The sequence below is a fragment of the Legionella maceachernii genome (assembly GCF_900167045.1).
In the GTDB taxonomy this organism is placed as follows: Bacteria; Pseudomonadota; Gammaproteobacteria; order Legionellales; family Legionellaceae; genus Tatlockia; species Tatlockia maceachernii.
The window spans coordinates 86786-108590 of the sequence record NZ_FUXJ01000012.1 but is presented as its reverse complement, the minus strand read 5'-3'; the positions used below and the strand labels follow the sequence as shown (position 1 = coordinate 108590).

Genomic DNA, 21805 nt, shown 5'->3' with positions numbered 1-21805 from the left:
GAAGCCCACCGCATGTCTTCCATTGGGATTACTGCAAGTAGTCAAAAGAATCACTGTTGTAAGCAGCTTAAGGTTCTATGGGTGGAATTAGATGTCTTCCCCAAGTAAATAATTTTTATTGATGTATTTATTGAAATTATCGGGTTCGCCGAGCGACCAAAATTCGCATAAAGGGTATTCAAGAATTAGCCCATCAAGGTAATTGTATACGTGAGAGACGTAATATTCGCCATTGGGTGCAGTGTCTTTATTGAGGAATACTTTTTCAGCAGCAGGCAAAAAGTCAGCAATTGTCCCGAACCAGTAGACACCTATTGTTGCTCGATTCGAAATTCTTTCTTTTTCTCTGACACGAGTGATTTTGCAAGGGTATTTCTCATCAATTTCGGCATACGAATGACGCTGGCTTTTTCTTTCTATGGTAGGAATACCCCCAACAGCTCCGCGCGCTCTTAACCAAGAGAGTGCCCAATCGCCTGGCCAAACAAGGACTTGGTCGCAGTTGCAAATCACGAGTTCAGCATCCAAATTTTCAAGTAAAATGGATTTTGCATGCATCACGGTGTCCAAGGGGCCTTTTGTCTCATTATGAGTGGCCACAATCGTCGCACAGCCAGAAATAGAGGGATAATCTAGAAGTACTGGTCGAATGGAGTCGGCTTCTCGCGAGACTAAGATGATTTTGTCGTAAGAAAACCCCAATTTTTGAATAGCATGAATGAACATCGGTTCATTATTCGGAGGAACTGGGGTTAGTTTCTTATCAGGGTAGACCTCAAGAAAGCGCGTGCCAAATCCTGCCATCGGTATAACCACTATTCGCATATTATTTATCCACAATAAAAGTTAAACCGATGACATAGCTGATGGTGTTGCAATAGGAGCATTCCTAAATTTCCACGCTTAACTCACTTGCAGCACAACGGTCAGCCATAAGACGAAACTCTTTTACGCCTGCTGTCGTGCCGTCTTTATGCGAGTGAATCGAACCGCCTGCAGAAACCATAATATCATTTCCAAACGCTTGGTGAAGAATGGGTACATGCGCAGGTGTAGCGCCACAGCTGAAACTTGGAATGGTCCCTTTATGGCCGTAGCAAGGATTTTGTAACGCATCTAAACGTTTTTGTAATACTTCTTTGCTTTCATCCAAATAGCCACCCATCATCCCGATATGGATCATGTCAGCCCCTGCAAGGCGTGCAAGCAAACACCATACATCAAAGGCTATTGAGTAGTCGTTGTCTTCTTTTGTGATAACTCCATCGCCCGATTTTTGATAGAAAGAGACTTTATTAGCAAGGGATGAAAGGTATGCAAACGCATCAAGACCTGCCCATACATTCAGATGGTAACCATAAATATTTTTACTTTCATTCAATGCCGCCGCGACTTCGCCGTACTGGGCGATTGACACATTAATGGCAGGTGCGTAAATCACTTTCGCGCCACCTAATACTTTATTCACGGCTTCGATGCGTTGTAATACATGAGCACCTTCTATTTCACCTAAGATTTCATCTTCTTTGATGAAATCGATGCCCCCTTCGACCATCGCTTCGACCATTCGGCAAAGCATATCGATAGATAAACCGGTTTTAGGTTTAACGATTCCACCAATAAGCGGTCTTCCATAAACCGAAATTTTATCGCGAATTCCTTGGATGCCTAATTTAGGACCAGGAAAAGATTTAATCAATGCTTCAGGAATATCCAAGTTTACTAGGCGGCAACCCTTAATGAGGTCAATATCCATTTGTCCGCCCATAACCACCGTGAGAAGATGGGTGAATGAATTTGGAGTAAACAGATCCAAGGGGAAAATGGTTTCAACTTGGAACAAGCCATTAGGGAGTTCAGTAATGTTGGTAACGCGAGCTGAATAGCGTTCCAGCATTTCTGGTGTTTCATACTTGGAGCGGAGGTAGGGATTACCTATGGATTGACCAATGACTAATGCGTCTGCTGCTTCTTTGATTTTAGCCGACTTAACGTGATAGGTTGCTTTCAAATAACTTGGCATCTCACTCTCCTCCGTGCATAAGCTGTAATAATAAGGTTGCATTTTATATCATGAAGTCCTTATTAGAGGAACAATTTTCATTTTCTCATGAGAAGGTTTATATCGAGTGGAGTATTATCTGGTCAATCTGTTTGTTAAATATTAAATGAATTCGACTTTAAAAGATAAAGAAGTTAGAATCCATCGATGAATTTAGAAGTCAATGTCTATCAGAGCTTAAAGATAAAAGGATTATTGTGATTCAAACTGAGCCTAATTTTATCGCCAATGCACAACATGATGGCCGATTAAGGCAAGCTCAATTAAAGATGCTTGCAATGCTGGAAGCCATCGATGAAATTTGTACAAAGCACAAAATTGATTATTGGCTTGATGGTGGCTCTCTCTTAGGTGCTGTCCGCCACCAAGGCTTTATTCCTTGGGATGATGATCTTGACATTTCGATGCCTCGCTCGAGTTATGAACATTTTCTTCGGGTTGCCCCCGCAGAAATGCCAGCCAATATGTGGTTGCAAACCGCACAAACCGATCCTGGTTTTTTTAATTTATCGGTGCCATTAAAAATAAGGGACCGAAACAGTCGTTTTGTTGAAACCCATGAACAAGGCAATGAGCCTTATCAGCAGGGGATATTCATTGATGTTTTTGTTTATGACAGCATGCCTGTGTCTGCTGTTCAGCGTAAGTTTTATAAAGTTCTAGCAAAAAAAATATTGCGATTGTTGCGCCCTAAATACAGTGCGGTGGATGCAGGGCATGGGGCCAAATTTTATCAATTCTTAAGTTCTTTGTTTTCAAAACAAATGTTGGAAAAAGGCTTACAGCAAATTATTCATAAAGCAAATACCAGCGGCAGCCCTTATTTGGGTACTGGTTATCAATGCGTAAATAGTAATTTGGTAGCTTATTCCGATATTTTTCCTTTAAAACGCTTTCGCTTTGAAACAAGAGAATTTAATATACCCAATCGATACGATCTCATGTTGACCGATCTTTACGGGGATTACATGCGCCTACCGCCTGAGGATCAACGTCTCATGAAGCATTGCAAAGAACTCATTCCTGAGCTTATTTAAACGATATGTCAGTATTTAAACCCGCGTTTGATGCGATTGGAACAGGTGCCGGTGTAGCTTGGCCTTTATTTGGTATTCTTTCATCGGCTTTAAGTTTAGGAATAGGCGGCGTCGCAATGGTTAGTTTAGGTTCTATTTGCTGCGGCTTATTTCTCATTGTGGGTATCCCTGTTTTTTATCTATCCTATAAAAAAAATAAACTTGAAGAAATGCGGTTAAATAAGAAATTGAATACCCATTTGCTTAACTTTATGGAGAGGTTATACCGTTGCTATATAGAAGAAGCTACTCAGCTTGATTTTTCTAGTTACCTAAGGCAGATCGATTGTGAAGGAGCTGGCGAAAAGATGACCATTCAAGCGCTGTTTCTTGAGTTTATAAAGAATAACCAGAACGATTTCTTTTACAATTATCATCAATATACAGCCATTGAAAAGAAAGAAGAGGCAGAGGAAATAATTAAAGCGTTTATTAATTCCGCTGATTTCAAAGAAAATAGTGCTGTGCCTTCCATGCGTGAATTACTGGAGGGAGCGTTCCTTAATTTTGTAGGAGTGTTTGGTGCTGTTGCAGGATGTAGTGCAGGGGTTATGGGCGTGTTTGCCGGTTTGGGATTAATCTCAGGCCTTAGTGCAATCCCTTTTTTAGGTGTTGCAATTCTTTGTGCGGCATTTGTTTTGGGAGTTTGTGGGGCAGTTTTATCCGTTTATTCAAACAGCGAAAAAACTCAGAAAATACAACTTTATAAAAATTTTAAACACATTAATGACCATTTCGATGCTGAAATGAATTTGGACAAACAAAAGGAAAAGGTTGAACCACTTCCGACTAAGGTTTCTAAGCCTTCCGAGCTGTATCAGGACTGGCGATCAGAATCGCTTCAATCCAATAAACTTAAGCTGGACAAGATTAGCTCCCTTTTATTTTATCAACGTGTTTCGCGGGAAGAGAGTGAGTATTCATCAGTCCCCCATTCTTTTGAATTGAGTTAACGCAAGATTGTCAAATTGAACAAGTCACGCATTCACATCGGGACATGCTACAGCCGAGGAGAATTTCGTGATATAAATTCATGCGAATACTAACTCAAGGGAGTCGAATACATGTCGAATAAATTCAATGAAGTCACTAAAGGAATTAGCGTGCAACTCGCAAAGATGCGCAAAGAAATGCCGGAGGTCATGGCAGGATTTTCCTCACTAGCGCAGGCTGCCACAAAAGACGGAGCGCTTGATAAAAAGACTAAGGAACTCATCGCGATGGCTTTAGCCGTTGCAAATCATTGCCCAGGCTGCATTGGCTTTCACTCTCAAACGTTGGTCAAATTACAAGCCAGTCGTGAAGAATTAATGGAAACCTTGGCAATGGCTGTGTATATGGGGGGCGGACCTTCACTGATGTATGCTGCAGAAGCTTTGGAGGCATTTGAAGAGTTTAGTAATTAGTGAGCAGCCATTAAGAAATCGCGAATTGGACCATGTACTGCGCTTTAAGCGCAGTATCCATTCAACATCGTGAGGGTCGATTCCTCAACCACTTCTGCTTTCTTGATACAGCCTGCGGTCAGTACTATAGCACCAGTCAGTGTTAAAATGAGACCGAGTGCGATGAGAGAAAATCCGAGGGGGATGCTAATGGCTAAGGCTGCGGTCAAGACCAAGCCACCTGCCACTAGGGTGCCAGCGCCAAATAACAATAAACTGCCACCAATCACGTTTAAAGAACTGCTTTTTTTCTTTTGCAGCGAATGAGTGTTATCGATAAAAAACTGAGTTTCCTCTTCTATGGTGGGGGGAATGCTTGTTGATGGCTGATAAAAAAAAGTGGTACTGTTTATGGGTTTGCTCGATTTTGCAGAGGCTTTGGCTTGTGTTCGCAGTGGGGGCTCTTGTTTCAAGAATTGGCTTAGTTCTTCTCCCAGATCGCCTCCTTGCTGTGGCTCATATACTCTTCCAGTACTAGCAAGCGAGGCTAAATTGGCTAAACTATATATCCAGCAAATGGGTGTTTTAGAAGGTTGCTGCAATCCTGGAATAAACTCAATTTTCTTTCTCTGAGCTTGTAAAAAAGGATTGAGTTGGATATCTCTAGAGGCCGTAATTCCTTGGGAAGTAAGGGTACGTGAATCAGTTAGGGTTATCTTTTGAATTTCCCCTGTCTCGTCAAGTTGAGCAAATAAGGCATGCCAGTGTGAGCCTTTTTCGGTCGTATAGTGGCGCATATGGCAAATTTTTGCATGTGGATTACCCAGATTTAAAACGATTTGCTCAGCAAATTTATCCTCTTGGGATTCTAATAAGCCAATTAAGGTTTCATCAAAAGAGTCAGCACTAAAAACCACTGGTGATTTGAGGTAGTGATGGGGGGTTAAGGCCGTATGCAGTTTAATGAATGCATTACTTAGTGCTTCTTCCGCGGTTACGGTTCCAATATCCTCTGCAAAAGTATCATGCAAACCTATAGCGAGATGATTTTGCATGAACTGGAGTAAAGTGGCCATGGTTGTAATGAGAAGAATAGTAAATGCATTTTAATCAGAAATTCTTTTTCTGTCAAAAAAACCACAATTTGCTTCTGATTTTACCATTGTTAATGACTTAATAATTCACTCATATGCTGCATTTGTGGAGAGGGTTTATTTTGTTGACACGGATAATTTTTAGTGACACCGAGCCAGGCAATTTGAGAAACGGTCATTTTATTTTTATCGCTTTGTTGGCTGGGGATTTCTTTGTAGGTCTGAAGAATAAGCGAATTTAAAGTCGCTGCATCTAAGTTGACATTAGCGGGAAGGCAAAAAAGCGGTTTGCCTTGATTTTTAGCAAGATCATTGGCTTGGATTAGTGTTTCAGCGATGCTTTCACTCGTGATAGTTAACACATTCCGCGCTGATCGAGCCCAAGCTTGGGATTGTGGATCAGCTTTCATTTCCATCTGGGGGATGTTATTGGAAATATTCATGTAATTATCGATGGTATCCGCCTGTGCGTATAAAGAACTTAAAAGAGTAAATGAAAAAATGAGCGAGCGCATTGTTGTTTCCTAGCCTGTTGATTCCAATAAATAGTAATGGATCGGATTATCTTTGCATATAAAAGGACCACATTCTAGAAATGTACTGATTCCGTTAGCAAGAATCAAGATAAGAAAAAAGCACATCAAGAAGTAATGCCAATAATTCAGCGAAAGGTTTTTCACAGTAAAGCCTCGCTCAAACAAAAGAGCAAAGGCAATTAAACCAATAACAATACCAAAGCTGAGTGCGGCCCAAGTATACAGGTGCAAGCCAAGCAGAGGCGAACCATAGCCCAAATCGCCAGGTAAGACATGCAAAAATACCTGCCGCAACGCAATGGCAAACCCTAGTAAGGCAGAAAGAATCATTAGACCATAATGAGCAATCTTAATACCGAATTTTAAATTCATACTTACCCCGAGACCCACACCGATAAAACAGAGACGCTGCAATAAACAGAGGGGGCAAGGCAATTGGTGAGCGACTAATTGCTCATAAAAGGCAATCATGAGGATGAGACAAATGATTAATAACCCGAGCGCATTTCCCCAAAAATGAAATTTATTTTGGTTAATCATGGATCACCAAATGACTGTGAAAATCAAAGCAAAATAATGTCAGTAGAAGGCATGATAAGAATTGAATTTTTAAAAAGCGGTTGGGCTTAAAAATAATTTGTAAACCGACGAGCCAGTAAAGTAGATACAGAAGTGCTATCATTGGTGAGAATCCGATTTAATAATCTTATGATCTGAGCTCGTTTAAAATATAGCCTTTTTTGAGAGGGCGCAACAACTCTTTCCTTAATTGATAAAAAGAGGCTTGGAGAACCGTGCGCTATTTTTAAATGTTGGCCAGGTTAACTCATGGCTTTTTTAAGTGGCAAAATTAAAAATAACGCGGGGATTATCGGGATCATAACCGACTTTTTGAGTTGTTTCGCTAAATTGGTTTTTTGTAAATTCGCTAATTGCTTTTCGCCAAAATTGCAGTCCTCGTTCATTTTGAGGTAGCACCGAAACTTGCCATTTACCAGGGTATTGTTGCCATAATTGATTGGCAATTTTTTGTCCTATTCCTCGGTGTTGAAATTTCGCAGTGATAAAAAACTCAGCTATATTCCAATCGGTATCCGCTGTTAAGCCCATTTTGTTGACTAAAACAAAACCTGCTAATTCATGATTTACTCGAACAAGAAAGGGATAGCGATGACTTTCAATAAAATAGCTTTCAAAATCATAAGCTTCATACAAGCCATTTTCCGGGCATTCCCAATGGGGTAAAAACCCACAATAACGTGACATATCATACACGTAAAATCGGGCAAGATTTTGTAGAGTGAAGTAATCATTGCTTGTTGCTGGGATAAGTTGGCACTCTAGGTTTTTTGACATGAAAGTATCCCCGAAGCAAGGAGTTTGTTTATAGCCTCAACCAGTGTTTTTCCTTCAAGTTGTTGTACTCGATCGCGCAAAATTTCAGGCGAGTCTTCTGTAAAAACTGGGCATTTTTTCTGTAAGATAATAGGCCCTGCATCCACTTCTTCAGTGACAAAGTGCACAGTACATCCTGTTTCGGTCTCGCGTGCTTTGAGAACAGCTTGATGAACGTCCAGATTCATTAATCCCGAATAAGCGGGTAAAAGAGACGGATGAATATTAATGATTTTCTCTTTCCATGCCGCAACGAATGAGGCTGATAAAATGCGCATGTATCCTATTAAAACAATCAGTTCAATCTTATGTTCTTTCAGCGTGCTGGATAGGTGGCTATCAAAATCTTCCCGGCTTAAACCTTGCGGATTAACAAATAACGAGTTAATACCAAATTGTTTTGCTCGTTCTAAAATAAATGCATCAGCTTTGTTACTGATAACAAGTTCGATTGAAGCGGATAATTCTTGATTACTAATTGCTTCAACGAGGGCATTAAGATTAGTCCCTCGGGTTGACCCTAACACAGCGAGGCGAATCATGAGGATCTTATCCTTGACATGTTGTCTATTCGCTGCTGAATTAATTGTTTTGTGCCAATATCTTCACGATGAAACAAAGATCCTTCTATCTGAGTAATTTCTTTTTCAGCACGTTTTTCGGCTTCAAAAAGAGTATCAGCAACACCCACATAAGCAGCTGTGCGTGAACCTGCGGCGAGGAGTTGATGATCGATTTCATCAACAGAAGCAAGGTATAAATGGGATTGACAGCTTATTTTTGAGAAATTGACAGGGAAATTTTTCTTAGGGCTATCAGGGTAACCTTCGGGAACAGCGTATTTACACACGGTTGCTTGATTAGCGAATTTGACCAGGTCTTGTGTTAAGTTGCCATTGACTATTGCCTTACAAATAGCAAGAAAATCAGATTCTAAAATGGATAAAACGTTTAATGCCTCTGGATCACCGAATCGAGCATTAAATTCGATGACAAAAACGCCCTTCTTAGTTGCAATAAAGCTGCCATATAAAATGCCTATATAGTTTTCATGGCATTCTGTCGTTAAAGCCTGGAAAACAGCGTTGTTAATAGCTAATGCTTCTTCGATTTCCTGAGGAGTTAAAAATGGCAAGGCGTGATTGGTGTCGGAGTAGCTCCCCATCCCGCCAGTATTAGGCCCTAAGTCCCCGTTATAAGCTCGCTTGTGATCTTGGACTAATGGCATGGGTATTAACTGATTTCCATCCGCGAAACACATAAAGGAGAATTCTTGCCCAACAAGTTTTTCTTCGATAATGAAGGTTTGATGCTTTGCCAGAATTTCTGCGCAAAAAGCCTTTGCTTCGGCGATAGAGTGAAGGTGCTCACCGGCGACTTTTACGCCTTTTCCTCCCATCAATCCATTCGCTTTGATGACATAGTTACCCTCGCCCAGTTGATGAAGAAAAGCTTCTATGTTGTTCAAGCTTGCAAATTTTTGGTAGCGAGGTAATCCAGCAATTTGATACTTTTGCATTAGGTCTCGTGCAAATTCTTTAGAGGTCTCAATTTGAGCTAACGCTTTTTTAGGGCCGATAACCGGTATGCCTGCTTGCCATAATTGGTCCGCCATCCCTTTTTCAAGTGGTGCTTCTGGACCGATAATGGCTAGTTCAATATCCCATACTTTAGCCATTGCGAGCACTGCACTGCAGTCAGTGATATCCCCGGCACGATAGTCTGTGGTGAATTGCTTTATTCCCGGATTTACCGTTGTGCCATAGCAGTACAAGGAAGTGGTTTGCGGTGAGCGGTTTAACGCTTTAATCATTGCATGCTCGCGTGCGCCTGAGCCAATCACCAGAATTTTCATTCAGCAAAGTCCCCTTTATTTTCAAGATGAGCGAGTCGACCTTCTTGGCGGTGTTGCTCTAATTGCTGCATTCTTGCTGTCGTAATTTTATTGCAAAAATAATCACCGTCCATGCAGGCCATACAAGGCTTTTTAATTTGATGTTGTCCTCGTCGAGTGACCGCTTCAATTAAATTCTCGTGCGATTGATACATTAATGCATCCACACCTAAGTAAGCGGCAATTTCCTCTTCCGTTTGATTCGCGGCAATCAATTCTTTTCGAGAAGGAAGATCAATGCCACTAAAACAAGGATTTTTCAACGCGGGCGAAGTGGAAGCAAAATAAATTTCTTTGGCCCCAAATTCTCTCACCATTTTCACAATTTCACGTGAAGTCGTGCCGCGAACAATACTGTCATCCACAATCATGACAATTTTATTTTGAATTTCGGTGCGCTGAGGGGTTAATTTGTAACGAATACTTCGACTACGCGCTTTCTGATTAGGCATAATGAACGTGCGGCCGATAAAAGGATTTTTATATAATCCCTCAGAATACCTCACGCCCAGCTCATGTGCGAAAGAAAGTGCTGCGGTATTCGCTGTGGAAGGGGCCGGAATGACAACATCGGGAATTAAGTGCGGGTATTTGTTCTTCCATTGCTGGGCTAGGTTTTGCCCCATGCGTAAGCGGGCCCGGTAAACACTCACATTGTTAAGTGTTGCATCAGGACGTGCGAAATAAACGTATTCAAAAACGCAAGGTCTAAACTCAGCGGTTTTTACAACCCGACGATGAAGTTTACCGGACAGATCAATATAGGCCACTTCGCCAGGCTGAATATCACCTTGCGGTTTAAAGCCTAATGCGTAAAAAGGTGTTGTTTCAGAAGCAAAAATTGTATCCACTGTTCCGTCAGGGTTTTCCCGTGTTCCCCAAACCAAAGGACGTATCCCGTGAGGGTCGCGAAAAGCGACGAGCCCTTTGCCGATAATGACCGATACGATGGAGTAAGCTCCTTCCATTCGCTGAAAAATGTGGTTAACTCCCTTGCATAACAACTCAAAGAAGGTTTCTTCATCTTCGTTGTCATAAGAGATGTTTGATAATTGATCCGCAAGCATCAATAAAATCGCTTCGGAATCGAGTGAAGAATTAAGGTGTCGATGCTGTTTTAAACGAATTTCATCAGCTAATTCAGGGTAATTGGAAATATTACCATTATGAGCAAGAGCAATACCTCGCGGGCTCCCTATCCATAAAGGTTGTACATCAGATTCTGAATATCCACCTGCAGTCGGATAACGCACATGGCCCACGCCAATGTTGCCTTTAAGGGCTGAGATGTTCTCGGGTGTGAAAATTTCTTGTACCAATCCCAAACCATGTTTGGTGTAGAAGCGTTGATCACAAGTAAGCACTCCCGCGGCGTCTTGGCCTCGATGCTGCAAATGGATGAGGCTCTCATAGAGCTCATAGGCGACTTGTTCATGACTGTAAATACCAACTATCCCACACATGTTTGAATTACCTTAAAAAATTTGCAATATTCCTTGCGATGCGCTGTTCTGCGGGTTCCTCATGATCTGCAAAACTAAAGGGCTTACCCGTGATTCTTTCGTAGAGTCGAATGTAACGCGAAGACAACTCCACCACGAGGTTTTCTGGGGCTTGGGGTAGCTCTTTATCGTGATAAGGATCGCAGTTTTTGGCAAACCACAATCGCAAAAATTCTTTATCTATATTCTCAGGTTCCAAGCCTTCAGCAATGCGGGCTTGATAGCTATCCGCTAGCCAATATCGGCTTGAATCCGGTGTGTGTATTTCATCCACGACCACTATTCTTCCATTCGCATCGCGGCCAAACTCATATTTGGTATCCACTAAAATCAAACCATGTTCTTGAGCAAGTTCTACACCACGTTGATACAATTGAATGGCTAGACTACTTGCCTCTAACCAATCTTCTTCCTTCATCCAACCTTCGGAGATGATTTCGGCAGGAGAAATAGGACGATCATGAATTTTTTCTTTAGTTGTCGGTGTTAGAACAGGTTGTTCAAGTTGCTGATTCTTTTTTAATCCTTCAGGAAATGTAATCCCACAATAGTTGCGCACACCGCTTTGGTATTGCGTCCACAAAGACGTGCCTGTGGTTCCGCTAATGTAGCCTCTTACCACAAATTCAATAGGAAAAACGCGGCATTTTTTCGCCACAACCACATTCGGATCGGGAACGGCGACAATGTGATTAGGCACTAAGTTTGTGGTTTGTTCAAACCACCACGCACTCGTTAGATTGAGCACTGCTCCTTTATAGGGGATAAGTGCCAGATGCCTATCGAAAGCCGTGAGTCGATCTGTCGTAATCAATAAAATATGCTCGCCCAAATCATAAGAGTCTCTTACTTTTCCACGGTATTGATCGCCGATGGGTAAATCGGTCTGATTAAGACAAAATGGGAGCGCGGCCCGAATTTTGTTCTCATACTGTGGATGGATAGAGGTAGTGTTCGTGAGCATAAGGATTCCCAATAATGTTAGTTAATAAAATATTGTCTATTAACCCTGTGAGGTCGGCTTCCTCAGATTGAAATTGCCATACAACACCATGTTTAATTTGATGGACCTGCTGGACGAAATAGTGCGTTTTAAGCGTTTGCAGCGTTTGTTGGCCTTTAAGATCTTCTTTAGAGCGTACTAGAAAAGACAACGTATCGTTAGTGCAAACTTCACTCGAAGACACTTCGCGTTCTTTTCGCGCTGAATACAAGAGCTCGGATTTTTTAAGTATGTCGAGTGCTTCTGCTGAGTCGCAATCAATTTCCCAGTGCTCAAAGCGATTCACGGTGACTGGAAAACCTAAACGTCTTAGGGTTTTTTGCACTGTTAAAGCTTGGTTATCGGTGATAATTAATTTCACTAAACATAAATGGCTACCAGGAATTTTTTTAAAAGGTAATAGCTCATTTCCTCTTAATGCTGGATGTGGAAGTGAAGTAGGGATATGAGTTGTTACTTTGTGATGATTGTCTGCAATATAATCGCGCATCGATTTAAAAAGAGCATCCCCATTTGGAGTGCGTTCGGGATGAGGCATCATGGCTAAGATATTTCCTTTTAGATTGCTAATGGCTGCAATATTGCCCATCGAACCGTTAGGATTAATCGGGAAATTATCAATCACATTCCCTTTCGCATCACAATATTGAAAAAGATTTAATCCGTGATTCTCTATCGCGCTTAACAACGTTTCTGGCATGAGAAAGCGCCCTTCAGCATGAGCAGTCGGAAGATGAATAAAATCCATGGGAGTAAGGTAGCGTGTGAATGCATTATGCTGATGCTGGGTACTTAAGCGCATGTGAACCCAGGCATTATAAAATCCTGTTCCTACAATTTTGCCGTCTAATATTCGCTTATTTTCAGTGAGAGCAATAGGCGCATTATTCTTTTCAAGGCCTGGAACTAAACCCGATTCCACAAGAATTTGAGCGCCATTACAAATCCCTAATACCGGCTTTCCTGCTTCGCTTTGTGTTCGGATTTCTTGAATAACCGGATCTAAGGCGGCAATAATTCCAGCTCGGGAACGATCTTCATAGGAAAAACCACCGACAAGGATATAACCGTCCAAATGACGGAGTTTATCTAAGGGCTCATTCCATAAGAACTCGACAGGCTCCATTCCAGCACGTTTCACTGCTAACGAGGTTTCGCGTTCGCAATTTGACCCTGGAAATTGAATTAATCCGATTCGTATCATAGCAATTTTACCTGTTGATCCCCTTTGACTACTCGACCAATCTCATAGAGTGGGAACGAAGGGAAATGGGTTAAAACGTCACGAATGGGAGATAGCGTCTCTGGCGCCAATATTAGAACTAATCCTGCTCCCATATTAAACGTGCGGTACATTTGATCATCATTCAAGTTACCTAGCTTACGTAAAAGATTAAATAGGGGACGTTCAGGAATTTTGTTTTTGTGAATTTCAACGGAGCAATTTTTTGGTAATACACGAGGTATATTTTCTAGCAGCCCTCCCCCTGTAATATGAGCCATTCCTTTGATGGGGATGTTTTTTTGTAAAATACTTAAAACAGGGTTAGTGTAATTGAGATGAGGAATGAGCAGCTCTTCGCCAATACTGTGAGTGAAATCGTGGAATTGTGATTCAACACGGTATCCAGCCACCTCAAAAAGCAATTTTCTAGCGAGGGAATAACCATTCGTGTGTAAACCGCTGGAGGGAAAAGTGGCCACTATATCCCCTTCAACAATGCCTTTTCCTTCAATAGCTTTTGCTTTGTCTACTACACCTGTAATTACACCCACTAAATCATTTTCGCCAGGAAGATAAGTACCAGGCATTTCGGCGGTTTCTCCGCCCACTAAGGAAATATTATTTTCTTTACAGGCAAGGACGATACCGCGGATGATTTGATCAACAATATCAGGATTTAGCTTATCATTGGCAATGTAATCAAGAAGCGTGAGTGGCTTTGCACCGAGAACAATGATGTCATTGGTCGTTGCGCTGACTAAATCGATACCAATCGTATCGAATTTTTGCATCATTTTGGCCACCATCATTTTCGTACCCACACCATCAATACTCTGTACAAGAACAGGGTGTTCATACTCCTGCATGAGGTTTTTAATGTCATACATGGCACCGAAGCTACCAATTCCTGTCAATACTTGAGGGGAAAAGGTGGTTTCCACTGCTTTTTTGATACGACGAACGGCTTCGTTACCCGCCTCGACGTCTACACCTGCCGCTTTATAATCAATACTTGACATTAGATGAGTCTCCCAGCTAAACCTTTTTCCCAGGCCGTACTTGCTGCACTGATAGGTAAATTGATAATAGAATTGAATATCAACTGAGGTGCTTCCATCGTTTCACCGATCGCTTTAAAGAACACAGAATAATCATTCAGCAATTGTTCAACTGCGGCTAAATTTTGTGGGGAAACTTCGAGAACAAAACCACCGCTTTCAGAAAACAGTTTTTTATCATTGGGTAAGTCACCGGGTATGGTCACGTTCACACCAATTTTATTGTTAAAGCTCATCTCAGCCAGCGTCACAGCGATCCCACCATCTGCAATGTCATGAGCAGATAAAATCAACCCTTTTTGAATGGCTAAATGCACAGCAGCAATTTCGTTGGTCAACGCGGTGAGGTCCGGCTTAGGGAGACGGCTACCTAGTTGATGATAAAGTTGATAATAAACACTGCCACCGCACTCATCTTTGCGCTCGCCAACCATTAGCAAGATTGAGTTAGGCTGTTTCAAATCATAACGAATGGCTTTAGTGTAATCCGTCATGGCGCCCACACAGCTAATAATAGGGCTCGGAGGAATAGAACCTTGCGCTGATTCGTTATAAAGGGAGACATTTCCTGAAATAATAGGGAGGCTACTTTCCGGATTATCAAGCATCTTAATTGCTTTACAGGCTTCGGTAATGCCACGTACAGAATCCACAAACTCGCCCATTTGCTCTGGGTTTTCTGGATTGCCGAAGCAAAGGCAATCAGTTAGTGCGAGTGGCCAAGCGCCAACGGCAACCACATTACGCACGGATTCAACGACCGCGTTAACTGCTCCCCAAAACGCATCAATTTTATTGTAGCGTGGGTTATGGTCAACGGACAGGGCAACGCCTGTTTGCCGGATTTCCACAGGGTACTTCTCTTCATTGAAAGGAGCCATAACGCCTGCGTCAGCCCATCCCGGTTCAATGACTGAGCGGCCTTGAACTTGTTTATCGTATGTTTCATAAATGGGGGAGCGCGAAGCGATGTTTTCATGCGCTAAGAGCTTAAGCAGCAGTTCGTTGTAATCTTCAACGACAAAAGCCGGGGGTTCCGTATTGACCTGTTGTTTAGCACAGTAGGGACGATCATATAAAATGCCTTTGGTAATATCTTCTGCCTTAGCCGATACAATTTCTTTGCCATTGGCTTTGACAACATATAAACCATCCTGTCGCAGCTTACCGATAACGGTAGCTTGTGCACCATCACAAATTTCAGGTAAAGCGAAACGTTTGTTGTAATGGTTTAAGAAAATTTCAGTTAAATCTTGCGGAACAACCCACATGAATCGTTCTTGCGTTTCAGAACATAAGACGACAGCAGGCAATAAATTTTTGATGCTCGTGGGCACAAGGTCAAGGTTAATTTCCGCGCCATAGCCTGCGGCCTCAGCCAACTCAACGCTCGCACAGGCAACGCCACCTGCGCCTAAGTCTTTAAAGCCAACACGATCAGTTAAATTATTCTCGCGCAACCATTCAAACATGGCGTAGTTCGATTTAAGGATATGCCGCTGTAAAAAGGCATTGGGCTCTTGCACTGCGCCTTTATTTTTTTCTTGCTCTTCTTCGCTGAGCGTTGCTGAAGCAAAGGCAGCACCGCCAAATCCACTGTTGTCAGTGGGTTTGCCCACTAAAATAAATTGGTAATCTTGCGCGTTGGCTGGTGCGTATGAATGGATAATTTGATCTTCTCGGACGACACCAAGCGTTACTACAGTAACCAAACAATTCTCATTGTAAGCTTCGTCATAATAGGTATCGCCCGCTAAGTTAGGAATGCCGAGTGGATTAGCGTACCCTGCAATACCGCGAACTACCCCCTGCTGAAGCCATTTCGTCTTTGGACGATTGATATCCCCGAAACGCAAGCTGTCTGCCACAGCGATCACCTCAGCGCCCATGCAACAAACATCTCGAACGTTACCCCCAACACCTGTGGCCGCGCCCTCATAGGGTACAAGCTGTGAAGGATGATTATGCGATTCGTGGCTGACTACGATCCCGTAGCGTCGATTGTGCTTATCGGTTGCTACAGCAACAATTCCCGCGTCTTCTTTGGGTCCAAGAATCACATGAGGCGCACTGGTAATGAATTGGTTTAAGTGCTTGCGGCTGCTTTTATATGAGCAATGTTCGGAACCTTGAATAGACCACAAGACGCATTCCGCATAAGTAGGTGGGCGTTTCAAGAGCGTATTTTGGATAGTGAGGGCTTCATCAACGGTAAGTCGCAAGTGGTGTTTTTTAAGCAGGCAGGCAATTTCATCCGAGGACAATTGCGAAAAATCAAAATAATCCGGCGATTCTTGCATTTTGAGGAACTGACTGGACAAAACGTGCAATATTTTAACCTTTCCGCATAAAAAAAGCAAATCGCTTTGTTTTTATTTGAAAAATTATTAGGAATCCTCACAATGAACTAAACTGAAACTAATACAGAGGTTTGCCGTCATGTCGAATTATTGTATTCAGGCAGCATTGTTTAAGTTGCCGATTCCATTTCTTAAGTGTTTTGCCCACAATTTTTGGGTGTTAAGAGAGAGTGAAAGCAACACCGTTATAGCGCAGTTGCACGGTCTTGCCACGTCAAGAAAAACGGGTAAAATAGTCCCTATTGGGTATAAGAAAGATCACAGTTTGAAAGCGCACTGTGTGATTTATAATGCGCATTTTGCTAGAGAATATCATTTACAAAGAGGAAATTACGCCCTACCCATCGATGCGTATCATACGGTGTATGAAGGGGACAAGTGTATTCAATATTGGCTGCGGGCAATTAAAGCCGTTGAGGCAATCAATGCGCTTGATCTGAATTACCCTGCTGGTGGATTTAGAATCCCTTTATCAGCCTCCATCAACAGTAATTCGATCTATCATACTTTTGCCAGAGTTATGAATGTCCCATTATACACTTTTTCTGGGTTTTTCCAGATTGGTATACAAGCCTCTGTCTTTGATCGGATTAAAGATAGACTAAGTGACAATTCATTTTCGTGAACTGCCCGTGAAGAAAGGAAATGAACATGTCAGAACGCACGCATGAGGGCTCTTCTTATTTAAATGATTCCATCGAATCATTGCTCGAAAGTAAATTCTTAGGGACAGTTTGTATTTTATAAGCACGCATTAATTTTAAAAAGGCGATGATCGCATCCAATTCTTCGTTGGGTAACAATTTTTCAGAAAAAGGAAACATTTTGTCGTTTTTTAAAAAGCGTACTGATTGAGGATTACGAATAAATTGACGCAATAAAGCTTCGGAAAAATATTCAGTAGGATTCATAGGAAAATTAAGGTCAGGGCCTAATTCCAAATTGCCCACGAGATTAATCGAATGGCAAACCCCGCATTTGCTGGAAAAGATCTCAAGACCCTTCGCTTCCTGGCCTGTGCTGTTAGCCGGTAGAAGGGTAGAGAAGGGGTTGTGTGTGGTGGTGCTAATCGCTTCGGTTCCAAAAATCCAATCGGTTTGCGATACTTTTTCGCCTTGCCAAATTAAATAAAAGGGTCCTGCTGAACGTTTAAGTTTACTGACAATAGGCCAAGGCTTATTGGGGTCTTCAATGGCAATATAAGCAGTTGAGGCTCTGGTTTTATCACAGGGATGAATTCGGTGCAGGTTAAAGTAAGAAACGTATTTATCGGAGGCACGAATTTTCAATATGCTACCGACTGTTTTATCATTGATGTTCAGTAAATTGCATAAAGGAATCGCTTTCAAATCAAAGGATTGGCCAGGGTAGGTCGGTAGATGGACCTGCTTAACAATAACCAGGTTCGGATGTTTGAATAAACTTTCGGGGGTATAGGTGGTTTGTCGATCATCAATTGTTATAGTCAGTACTTCTTGTGCTGAGCTTACCGAAATAAGGGTAAATACTGATATAAGAAAAAGAACAAACTGCCGCATGCAATTCTCTTGCGCTAATAACGAATAATCAATGTAGCATATCTACTTTTAAACGGCTATTACTCAGCCAAGTCCTAATTCTTAATTAAAAGGAACGTATTTTAATACTGCGATCGTAGTCAACCAATAGAAAGCTATTAGGAGGAACAGTTTGCCAATCGGCTTTAAAATCAGTCAGTATTTCTGAGCTAACCACCACGGCTTCGTGATGTTCTTCATGGAGATGGCGATAAAGGCATTTTCCAGAAAAATAATGCAAACTTTCAGGTTGCTCGTCTTTAGCGGTGCAATAGCGACTGGCAACAATCCGTTTTCCATCGGTAAGGCAAAGATTATAATAAGAGTCATGGTTTTTACTGTAATGTTCAACGAGTTCGTTAATTTGCAAAATGGTCTCTTGTAAAACATCGGCGACAACCGACAATGTAGTGAGATCTCTTCCTCGCGCAAACTGCAAGAATAATGCGAATAAATGTTCTGAATCGGTTTCACCTTGAATCCAATGATAAATATCATCTTCAAGCAAATGGCGCAAATGCCGTTTTACCAAGATAAAATCACTGATATCACCGTTATGCATCAGCATCCATTTTTCATGAACAAAAGGGTGGCAATTGTAAGTAGTTACACCGCCGGCTCCCGCTGCGCGAATATGCGCAAAGAAACAAGGTGATTTAATCTTTGCAGTTAATTGCAGTAAATTGCGATCATTCCATGCAGGAAACACAGAGGTGAATAATGCAGGCTCTGGATTAATCTCGGGCGCATACCAACCTACCCCAAAACCGTCCCCATTGGTAGGAATAGTGCTTTCCCGCGCGTGTAAACTTTGCATGATGATCGAATTATTTGGCTGGACTAAGATATGCTCCAGTAAAACTCCAGTACCAAGATAAGCGACAAATCGGCACATGATGGCATTATCCTTTTGAGAGTGAAGAAATAAGCTTTTAACAGAAAATGATTTCTTATTAAGAGCTCAGCTACTCAAATTATAGTTTGGATGCAATGAGTTAAGTTACCCTTCTAACGAATTTTCCATTTTTTATAAAGCCACTGCAAAGTGCCGTCAGTACGCAACATGGCTAGACCTGCATTTAAACGATGCAAAAACTCAGGATGCTGTCCTTTTTTTAAGGCAACTGCCAATGGCAGCTCGGTGAACATTTTTCTGGGCATGGTCACTTTACCGGAGAAATTTTTCTTAATCATGGCTTTCCCTACCTGGAAATTAAGCGCTGCCGCATCTGCTTTTCCGCTGAGAATATAATCGAAACTTCGCTCATAATTTTCGGTGATAACGAGATTGATATCTGGGGCAGTTTCCTGAATATAACTGGCAAAAGGGCCTGTTTTGGGTGTAACAACAATCTTACCTGACAAAGCAGCTAGAGTGGTGGGAGTAGGTTCTGGTGATTTCACAAAAAGGGCGCCACCGGTCATCACCAAGGGTGTGCTAAAGTCATACAATTTTCGTCGTTCTGAAGTAATTGCAAGAGGCATGATGGCTTCTGCCTGTCCCTCTGTAAGTGCCTTTTGTACTTGCGCAAAAGGAACGGGGACAAAGTGAATGCTCATTTTTTGTTTTGTAGCGACCGCCTGGAGAATGTCAACCACCAGACCCACTGATTTGCCATTTTTAACGTAGACAAAGGGTGGATAATTATTTTGATGGGCAATGCGTATGGTTTCTTTTCCAGCATGCAGAGGTGGGATAAGTAGGTAAGCAAATAGGATGAAAATCAGGCGTCTGAGCATTTAGAATCTCCATATCTGTAAATCGCTGATGCAAGTCAAGATAGACTAGATTATCTAATGATGTATCTTAATACGCAACAGGACCAATGGTCTATTCGACCGATTGAACCCAACGAGTACTCCAAGCAGTGATTACCTCTGCTAAAAGGGTAGCGTCAATTTGTTTACTGATTAAATGATCGGCATGGCCCAATGAGAGAAAAGATTTAGGGTGTTTTGCGGCTTTAAAAATTTCCTGTGCGTTTTCAATGGCTACAATCTGGTCCAGCGGTGAGTGGCAAATGAGCAATGCTGTTTTGATTTTTCCCAAAAATGAAAGGCTGTGATAATGAGCTAAGTCATCAAGAAATTGTTTGGTGAGTGTCAGTTGTTTGCCGCCCAGATTAACTTCTGCTTTACCCTGCTGCTCTATTTCGGAAAGCTTATCATTAAAATTATGCGTCACATGCGCGGCGTAAGCAGGAGCACCAATCGTCACCGTAACATCAATCGTCGGTAGATGATTAAGAGCAGCCAAAACAGCGGCACCACCCAAACTATGACCAATAAGCACCTTGGGTGCATAAAATTGATTTTGCAGGAAACGGAAAGCCGCCATTAGGTCATTAATGTTAGAGGTGAAATTCGTCTCAGAGAAATTTCCGCTGCTATCACCTAGGCCAGTAAAATCAAAACGCAACACATTGATTCCCTTTTTGGCTAAAGAGCGACTGATTCGCGAGGCGGCAATCGAGTTTTTGGAACAAGTAAAACAGTGGGCAAAAATGGCATAGATAGGCGTGTTTTTGTCTGAGGTTTCCATGATCCCTTGGAGTAATATACCTTCTTGATTTTCAAAAGAAACTTGCTTTGCAGTCATCCTATTTTTCCTTTAAGCATCTCAAGCACTTAAATTAATTATGGGATCGTTCAATGATTTAGCAACTATAATTAATTCATTCTCTCCGTTAAGCTAAGGACGACTGTGCTTCTACTTAACGCCAAAGCGAGATTATTGGGCGTCTTATTATTTCTCCCATTGTGTAGTCTAGCATCTCCTGCCGACGAGTTAAACGCGGCTGTTTTGAACGCGGCTATTCAAGTTATGCGTGATTGCTATGAGGTAAAACATACGGCGAATGCGGAGTTCGCGAAATGCATGTCCGACATGTTTAAAAAGAATATGATGAATCCTTTTAATTATCGAATTTTTGTTGAGGGTGATATCCCCGGTGAAGCAACGCTCACTATTGCGAGTGGGTCAGATTACCTCATAACTTGCGCGGTATCTGCGCAAAAGACATTGAAAGTGAGCCACTGTTCTGCGCGTCAAGGGCCAGCGCTTAATGCAGACCAGAAGATGTCAATCATTCCACCTTAGAGGATTTTAGACACTTTGTGGCAGTGAAAAGTGCTTGAAAAAACAAAGCTCTTTTTTGCTCTAGTGATACACTCCTATGCAATGTATAAGGGGTGAATCTTCTTATTGGCCATTCCCTGAGAATTTCATAAAAGAAACTGCTAGATGGTTTACTCCGCCAATAGAAGTTGCATCGCATCGTGAGTCAAAACTAATGGGTACTGCTGTAACGTAGGAGAAAAAGACGGGTGGAAAACCGGGTCCTGAATTTTGGCTCTGGGTATCAATATAAAAGTCACAGCCTAACTTGCCGTTAGAATAGCGAATGCGTTGGGTTCCCACTTCTTCAGGGATTTCAACATTAAAAGTGACAGCTTCTTGAGCAGCAACCACTCTAGCGAAGGACGGAACTAGCGTTGAATCAGACAGGATGTCGGCATTGGCTTGATTGTTTAATGTAAAGCGGATTTGACTGGTGTTATCGTCACCTGAATTTTTTATAAGAATGGTAGAAACATTCGCTTGGGCTAAGCCATAGGCTAGAAAAATAGCAGCCCCTGAGATTAAATGATGCTTCACA

Annotated in this window: 23 protein-coding genes; 5 read left to right on the top strand and 18 right to left on the bottom strand. The window is 41.9% G+C overall.

Features of this window, described 5'->3' with window-relative positions:
- Nucleotides 1–87: 87 nt before the first annotated feature.
- Together B5D33_RS11310 and B5D33_RS11305 are read right to left on the bottom strand one after the other, a co-directional pair.
- Nucleotides 88–825: a glycosyltransferase family protein gene (locus B5D33_RS11310; protein WP_078767428.1), complete on the bottom strand. Its 738-nt coding sequence runs from the start codon at nucleotides 823–825 to the stop codon at nucleotides 88–90.
- Between the two features lie 64 nt (nucleotides 826–889).
- The gene (locus B5D33_RS11305) at nucleotides 890–2023 is read right to left on the bottom strand and encodes a RuBisCO large subunit C-terminal-like domain-containing protein (protein ID WP_058452149.1); all 1134 of its coding nucleotides are present in this window, start codon (nucleotides 2021–2023) and stop codon (nucleotides 890–892) included.
- 236 nt (nucleotides 2024–2259) lie between these two features.
- Between B5D33_RS11305 and B5D33_RS11300 the strand changes: the two genes are divergently transcribed.
- The 3 genes from B5D33_RS11300 (at nucleotide 2260) to B5D33_RS11290 (ending at nucleotide 4544) form a co-directional block, all read left to right on the top strand.
- Nucleotides 2260–3099, top strand: a complete 840-nt coding sequence (locus B5D33_RS11300; RefSeq protein ID WP_234802501.1) for a LicD family protein — start codon at nucleotides 2260–2262, stop codon at nucleotides 3097–3099.
- 5 nt (nucleotides 3100–3104) lie between these two features.
- Nucleotides 3105–4091: a hypothetical protein gene (locus B5D33_RS11295; protein ID WP_058452151.1), complete on the top strand. Its 987-nt coding sequence runs from the start codon at nucleotides 3105–3107 to the stop codon at nucleotides 4089–4091.
- 111 nt (nucleotides 4092–4202) lie between these two features.
- Entirely contained in the window at nucleotides 4203–4544 is a 342-nt protein-coding gene (locus B5D33_RS11290; RefSeq protein WP_058452152.1) for a carboxymuconolactone decarboxylase family protein, read from the top strand.
- Between the two features lie 44 nt (nucleotides 4545–4588).
- Here B5D33_RS11290 and B5D33_RS11285 read toward each other — a convergent pair whose 3' ends face one another.
- The 11 genes from B5D33_RS11285 to purL all read right to left on the bottom strand — a co-directional run bounded on the left by B5D33_RS11285 (nucleotide 4589) and on the right by purL (nucleotide 16530).
- Nucleotides 4589–5599, bottom strand: coding sequence for a hypothetical protein (locus tag B5D33_RS11285; protein ID WP_058452153.1), 1011 nt, complete (start codon nucleotides 5597–5599; stop codon nucleotides 4589–4591).
- A gap of 89 nt (nucleotides 5600–5688) precedes the next feature.
- Entirely contained in the window at nucleotides 5689–6132 is a 444-nt protein-coding gene (locus tag B5D33_RS11280; RefSeq protein ID WP_115304946.1) for a phosphatase, read from the bottom strand.
- A 9-nt stretch (nucleotides 6133–6141) separates the two neighbouring features.
- Nucleotides 6142–6693, bottom strand: a complete 552-nt coding sequence (locus tag B5D33_RS11275) for a disulfide bond formation protein B (protein ID WP_058452154.1) — start codon at nucleotides 6691–6693, stop codon at nucleotides 6142–6144.
- A 297-nt stretch (nucleotides 6694–6990) separates the two neighbouring features.
- Nucleotides 6991–7509, bottom strand: coding sequence for a GNAT family N-acetyltransferase (locus B5D33_RS11270; RefSeq protein WP_058452155.1), 519 nt, complete (start codon nucleotides 7507–7509; stop codon nucleotides 6991–6993).
- Nucleotides 7494–8090, bottom strand: coding sequence for a phosphoribosylglycinamide formyltransferase (gene purN / locus B5D33_RS11265; RefSeq protein WP_058452156.1), 597 nt, complete (start codon nucleotides 8088–8090; stop codon nucleotides 7494–7496). The genes B5D33_RS11270 and purN overlap by 16 nt, the downstream gene beginning before the upstream one ends.
- The gene (purD, locus tag B5D33_RS11260) at nucleotides 8087–9403 is read right to left on the bottom strand and encodes a phosphoribosylamine--glycine ligase (RefSeq protein ID WP_058452157.1); all 1317 of its coding nucleotides are present in this window, start codon (nucleotides 9401–9403) and stop codon (nucleotides 8087–8089) included. The genes purN and purD overlap by 4 nt, the downstream gene beginning before the upstream one ends.
- On the bottom strand, nucleotides 9400–10905 hold the full coding sequence (purF, locus tag B5D33_RS11255) for an amidophosphoribosyltransferase (RefSeq protein ID WP_058452158.1): 1506 nt from the start codon (nucleotides 10903–10905) through the stop codon (nucleotides 9400–9402). Before purF ends, purD begins: the two co-directional genes overlap by 4 nt.
- Before the next feature lie 7 nt (nucleotides 10906–10912).
- Entirely contained in the window at nucleotides 10913–11908 is a 996-nt protein-coding gene (locus tag B5D33_RS11250) for a phosphoribosylaminoimidazolesuccinocarboxamide synthase (protein ID WP_058452159.1), read from the bottom strand.
- On the bottom strand, nucleotides 11871–13151 hold the full coding sequence (gene purQ / locus B5D33_RS11245) for a phosphoribosylformylglycinamidine synthase I (RefSeq protein WP_058452160.1): 1281 nt from the start codon (nucleotides 13149–13151) through the stop codon (nucleotides 11871–11873). The genes B5D33_RS11250 and purQ overlap by 38 nt, the downstream gene beginning before the upstream one ends.
- The gene (gene purM, locus B5D33_RS11240) at nucleotides 13148–14191 is read right to left on the bottom strand and encodes a phosphoribosylformylglycinamidine cyclo-ligase (protein WP_058452161.1); all 1044 of its coding nucleotides are present in this window, start codon (nucleotides 14189–14191) and stop codon (nucleotides 13148–13150) included. The genes purQ and purM overlap by 4 nt, the downstream gene beginning before the upstream one ends.
- Nucleotides 14191–16530 carry a phosphoribosylformylglycinamidine synthase subunit PurL gene (purL, locus tag B5D33_RS11235; protein ID WP_058452162.1) on the bottom strand — a complete coding sequence of 780 codons (2340 nt, stop codon included), beginning with the start codon at nucleotides 16528–16530 and terminating at the stop codon, nucleotides 14191–14193. The genes purM and purL overlap by 1 nt, the downstream gene beginning before the upstream one ends.
- A gap of 139 nt (nucleotides 16531–16669) precedes the next feature.
- Here purL and B5D33_RS11230 point away from each other — a divergent pair, with 139 nt between their 5' ends.
- Nucleotides 16670–17215 (top strand): hypothetical protein, encoded by a 546-nt coding sequence (locus B5D33_RS11230; RefSeq protein WP_058452163.1) that lies wholly within the window; start codon nucleotides 16670–16672, stop codon nucleotides 17213–17215.
- A gap of 55 nt (nucleotides 17216–17270) precedes the next feature.
- On the opposite strand, the gene B5D33_RS11225 is transcribed toward B5D33_RS11230, so the two are convergent.
- From B5D33_RS11225 to B5D33_RS11210, 4 genes are all read right to left on the bottom strand, one after another.
- Nucleotides 17271–18128, bottom strand: a complete 858-nt coding sequence (locus tag B5D33_RS11225; protein ID WP_058452164.1) for a c-type cytochrome — start codon at nucleotides 18126–18128, stop codon at nucleotides 17271–17273.
- A gap of 85 nt (nucleotides 18129–18213) precedes the next feature.
- Complete coding sequence (locus B5D33_RS11220; protein ID WP_058452165.1) at nucleotides 18214–19041, bottom strand: class II glutamine amidotransferase; 828 nt, start codon at nucleotides 19039–19041, stop codon at nucleotides 18214–18216.
- Between the two features lie 113 nt (nucleotides 19042–19154).
- Entirely contained in the window at nucleotides 19155–19886 is a 732-nt protein-coding gene (locus B5D33_RS11215) for a substrate-binding periplasmic protein (protein WP_058452166.1), read from the bottom strand.
- A 91-nt stretch (nucleotides 19887–19977) separates the two neighbouring features.
- On the bottom strand, nucleotides 19978–20745 hold the full coding sequence (locus tag B5D33_RS11210) for an alpha/beta hydrolase family protein (RefSeq protein ID WP_058452167.1): 768 nt from the start codon (nucleotides 20743–20745) through the stop codon (nucleotides 19978–19980).
- 105 nt (nucleotides 20746–20850) lie between these two features.
- Between B5D33_RS11210 and B5D33_RS11205 the strand changes: the two genes are divergently transcribed.
- Complete coding sequence (locus tag B5D33_RS11205) at nucleotides 20851–21246, top strand: hypothetical protein (protein WP_058452168.1); 396 nt, start codon at nucleotides 20851–20853, stop codon at nucleotides 21244–21246.
- A gap of 102 nt (nucleotides 21247–21348) precedes the next feature.
- Here B5D33_RS11205 and B5D33_RS11200 read toward each other — a convergent pair whose 3' ends face one another.
- On the bottom strand, nucleotides 21349–21804 hold the full coding sequence (locus B5D33_RS11200; RefSeq protein ID WP_058452169.1) for a hypothetical protein: 456 nt from the start codon (nucleotides 21802–21804) through the stop codon (nucleotides 21349–21351).
- Between the last annotated feature and the right edge of the window lies 1 nt (nucleotide 21805).

Coding starts and splice junctions, on each gene's coding strand:
- B5D33_RS11310 (WP_078767428.1), bottom strand. CDS start 825: ATGCGAATAGTGGTTATACCGATGGCAGGATTTGGCACGCGCTTTCTT.
- B5D33_RS11305 (WP_058452149.1), bottom strand. CDS start 2,023: ATGCCAAGTTATTTGAAAGCAACCTATCACGTTAAGTCGGCTAAAATC.
- B5D33_RS11295 (WP_058452151.1), top strand. CDS start 3,105: ATGTCAGTATTTAAACCCGCGTTTGATGCGATTGGAACAGGTGCCGGT.
- B5D33_RS11290 (WP_058452152.1), top strand. CDS start 4,203: ATGTCGAATAAATTCAATGAAGTCACTAAAGGAATTAGCGTGCAACTC.
- B5D33_RS11285 (WP_058452153.1), bottom strand. CDS start 5,599: ATGGCCACTTTACTCCAGTTCATGCAAAATCATCTCGCTATAGGTTTG.
- B5D33_RS11280 (WP_115304946.1), bottom strand. CDS start 6,132: ATGCGCTCGCTCATTTTTTCATTTACTCTTTTAAGTTCTTTATACGCA.
- B5D33_RS11275 (WP_058452154.1), bottom strand. CDS start 6,693: ATGATTAACCAAAATAAATTTCATTTTTGGGGAAATGCGCTCGGGTTA.
- B5D33_RS11270 (WP_058452155.1), bottom strand. CDS start 7,509: ATGTCAAAAAACCTAGAGTGCCAACTTATCCCAGCAACAAGCAATGAT.
- purN (WP_058452156.1), bottom strand. CDS start 8,090: ATGATTCGCCTCGCTGTGTTAGGGTCAACCCGAGGGACTAATCTTAAT.
- purD (WP_058452157.1), bottom strand. CDS start 9,403: ATGAAAATTCTGGTGATTGGCTCAGGCGCACGCGAGCATGCAATGATT.
- purF (WP_058452158.1), bottom strand. CDS start 10,905: ATGTGTGGGATAGTTGGTATTTACAGTCATGAACAAGTCGCCTATGAG.
- B5D33_RS11250 (WP_058452159.1), bottom strand. CDS start 11,908: ATGCTCACGAACACTACCTCTATCCATCCACAGTATGAGAACAAAATT.
- purQ (WP_058452160.1), bottom strand. CDS start 13,151: ATGATACGAATCGGATTAATTCAATTTCCAGGGTCAAATTGCGAACGC.
- purM (WP_058452161.1), bottom strand. CDS start 14,191: ATGTCAAGTATTGATTATAAAGCGGCAGGTGTAGACGTCGAGGCGGGT.
- purL (WP_058452162.1), bottom strand. CDS start 16,530: ATGCAAGAATCGCCGGATTATTTTGATTTTTCGCAATTGTCCTCGGAT.
- B5D33_RS11230 (WP_058452163.1), top strand. CDS start 16,670: ATGTCGAATTATTGTATTCAGGCAGCATTGTTTAAGTTGCCGATTCCA.
- B5D33_RS11225 (WP_058452164.1), bottom strand. CDS start 18,128: ATGCGGCAGTTTGTTCTTTTTCTTATATCAGTATTTACCCTTATTTCG.
- B5D33_RS11220 (WP_058452165.1), bottom strand. CDS start 19,041: ATGTGCCGATTTGTCGCTTATCTTGGTACTGGAGTTTTACTGGAGCAT.
- B5D33_RS11215 (WP_058452166.1), bottom strand. CDS start 19,886: ATGCTCAGACGCCTGATTTTCATCCTATTTGCTTACCTACTTATCCCA.
- B5D33_RS11210 (WP_058452167.1), bottom strand. CDS start 20,745: ATGACTGCAAAGCAAGTTTCTTTTGAAAATCAAGAAGGTATATTACTC.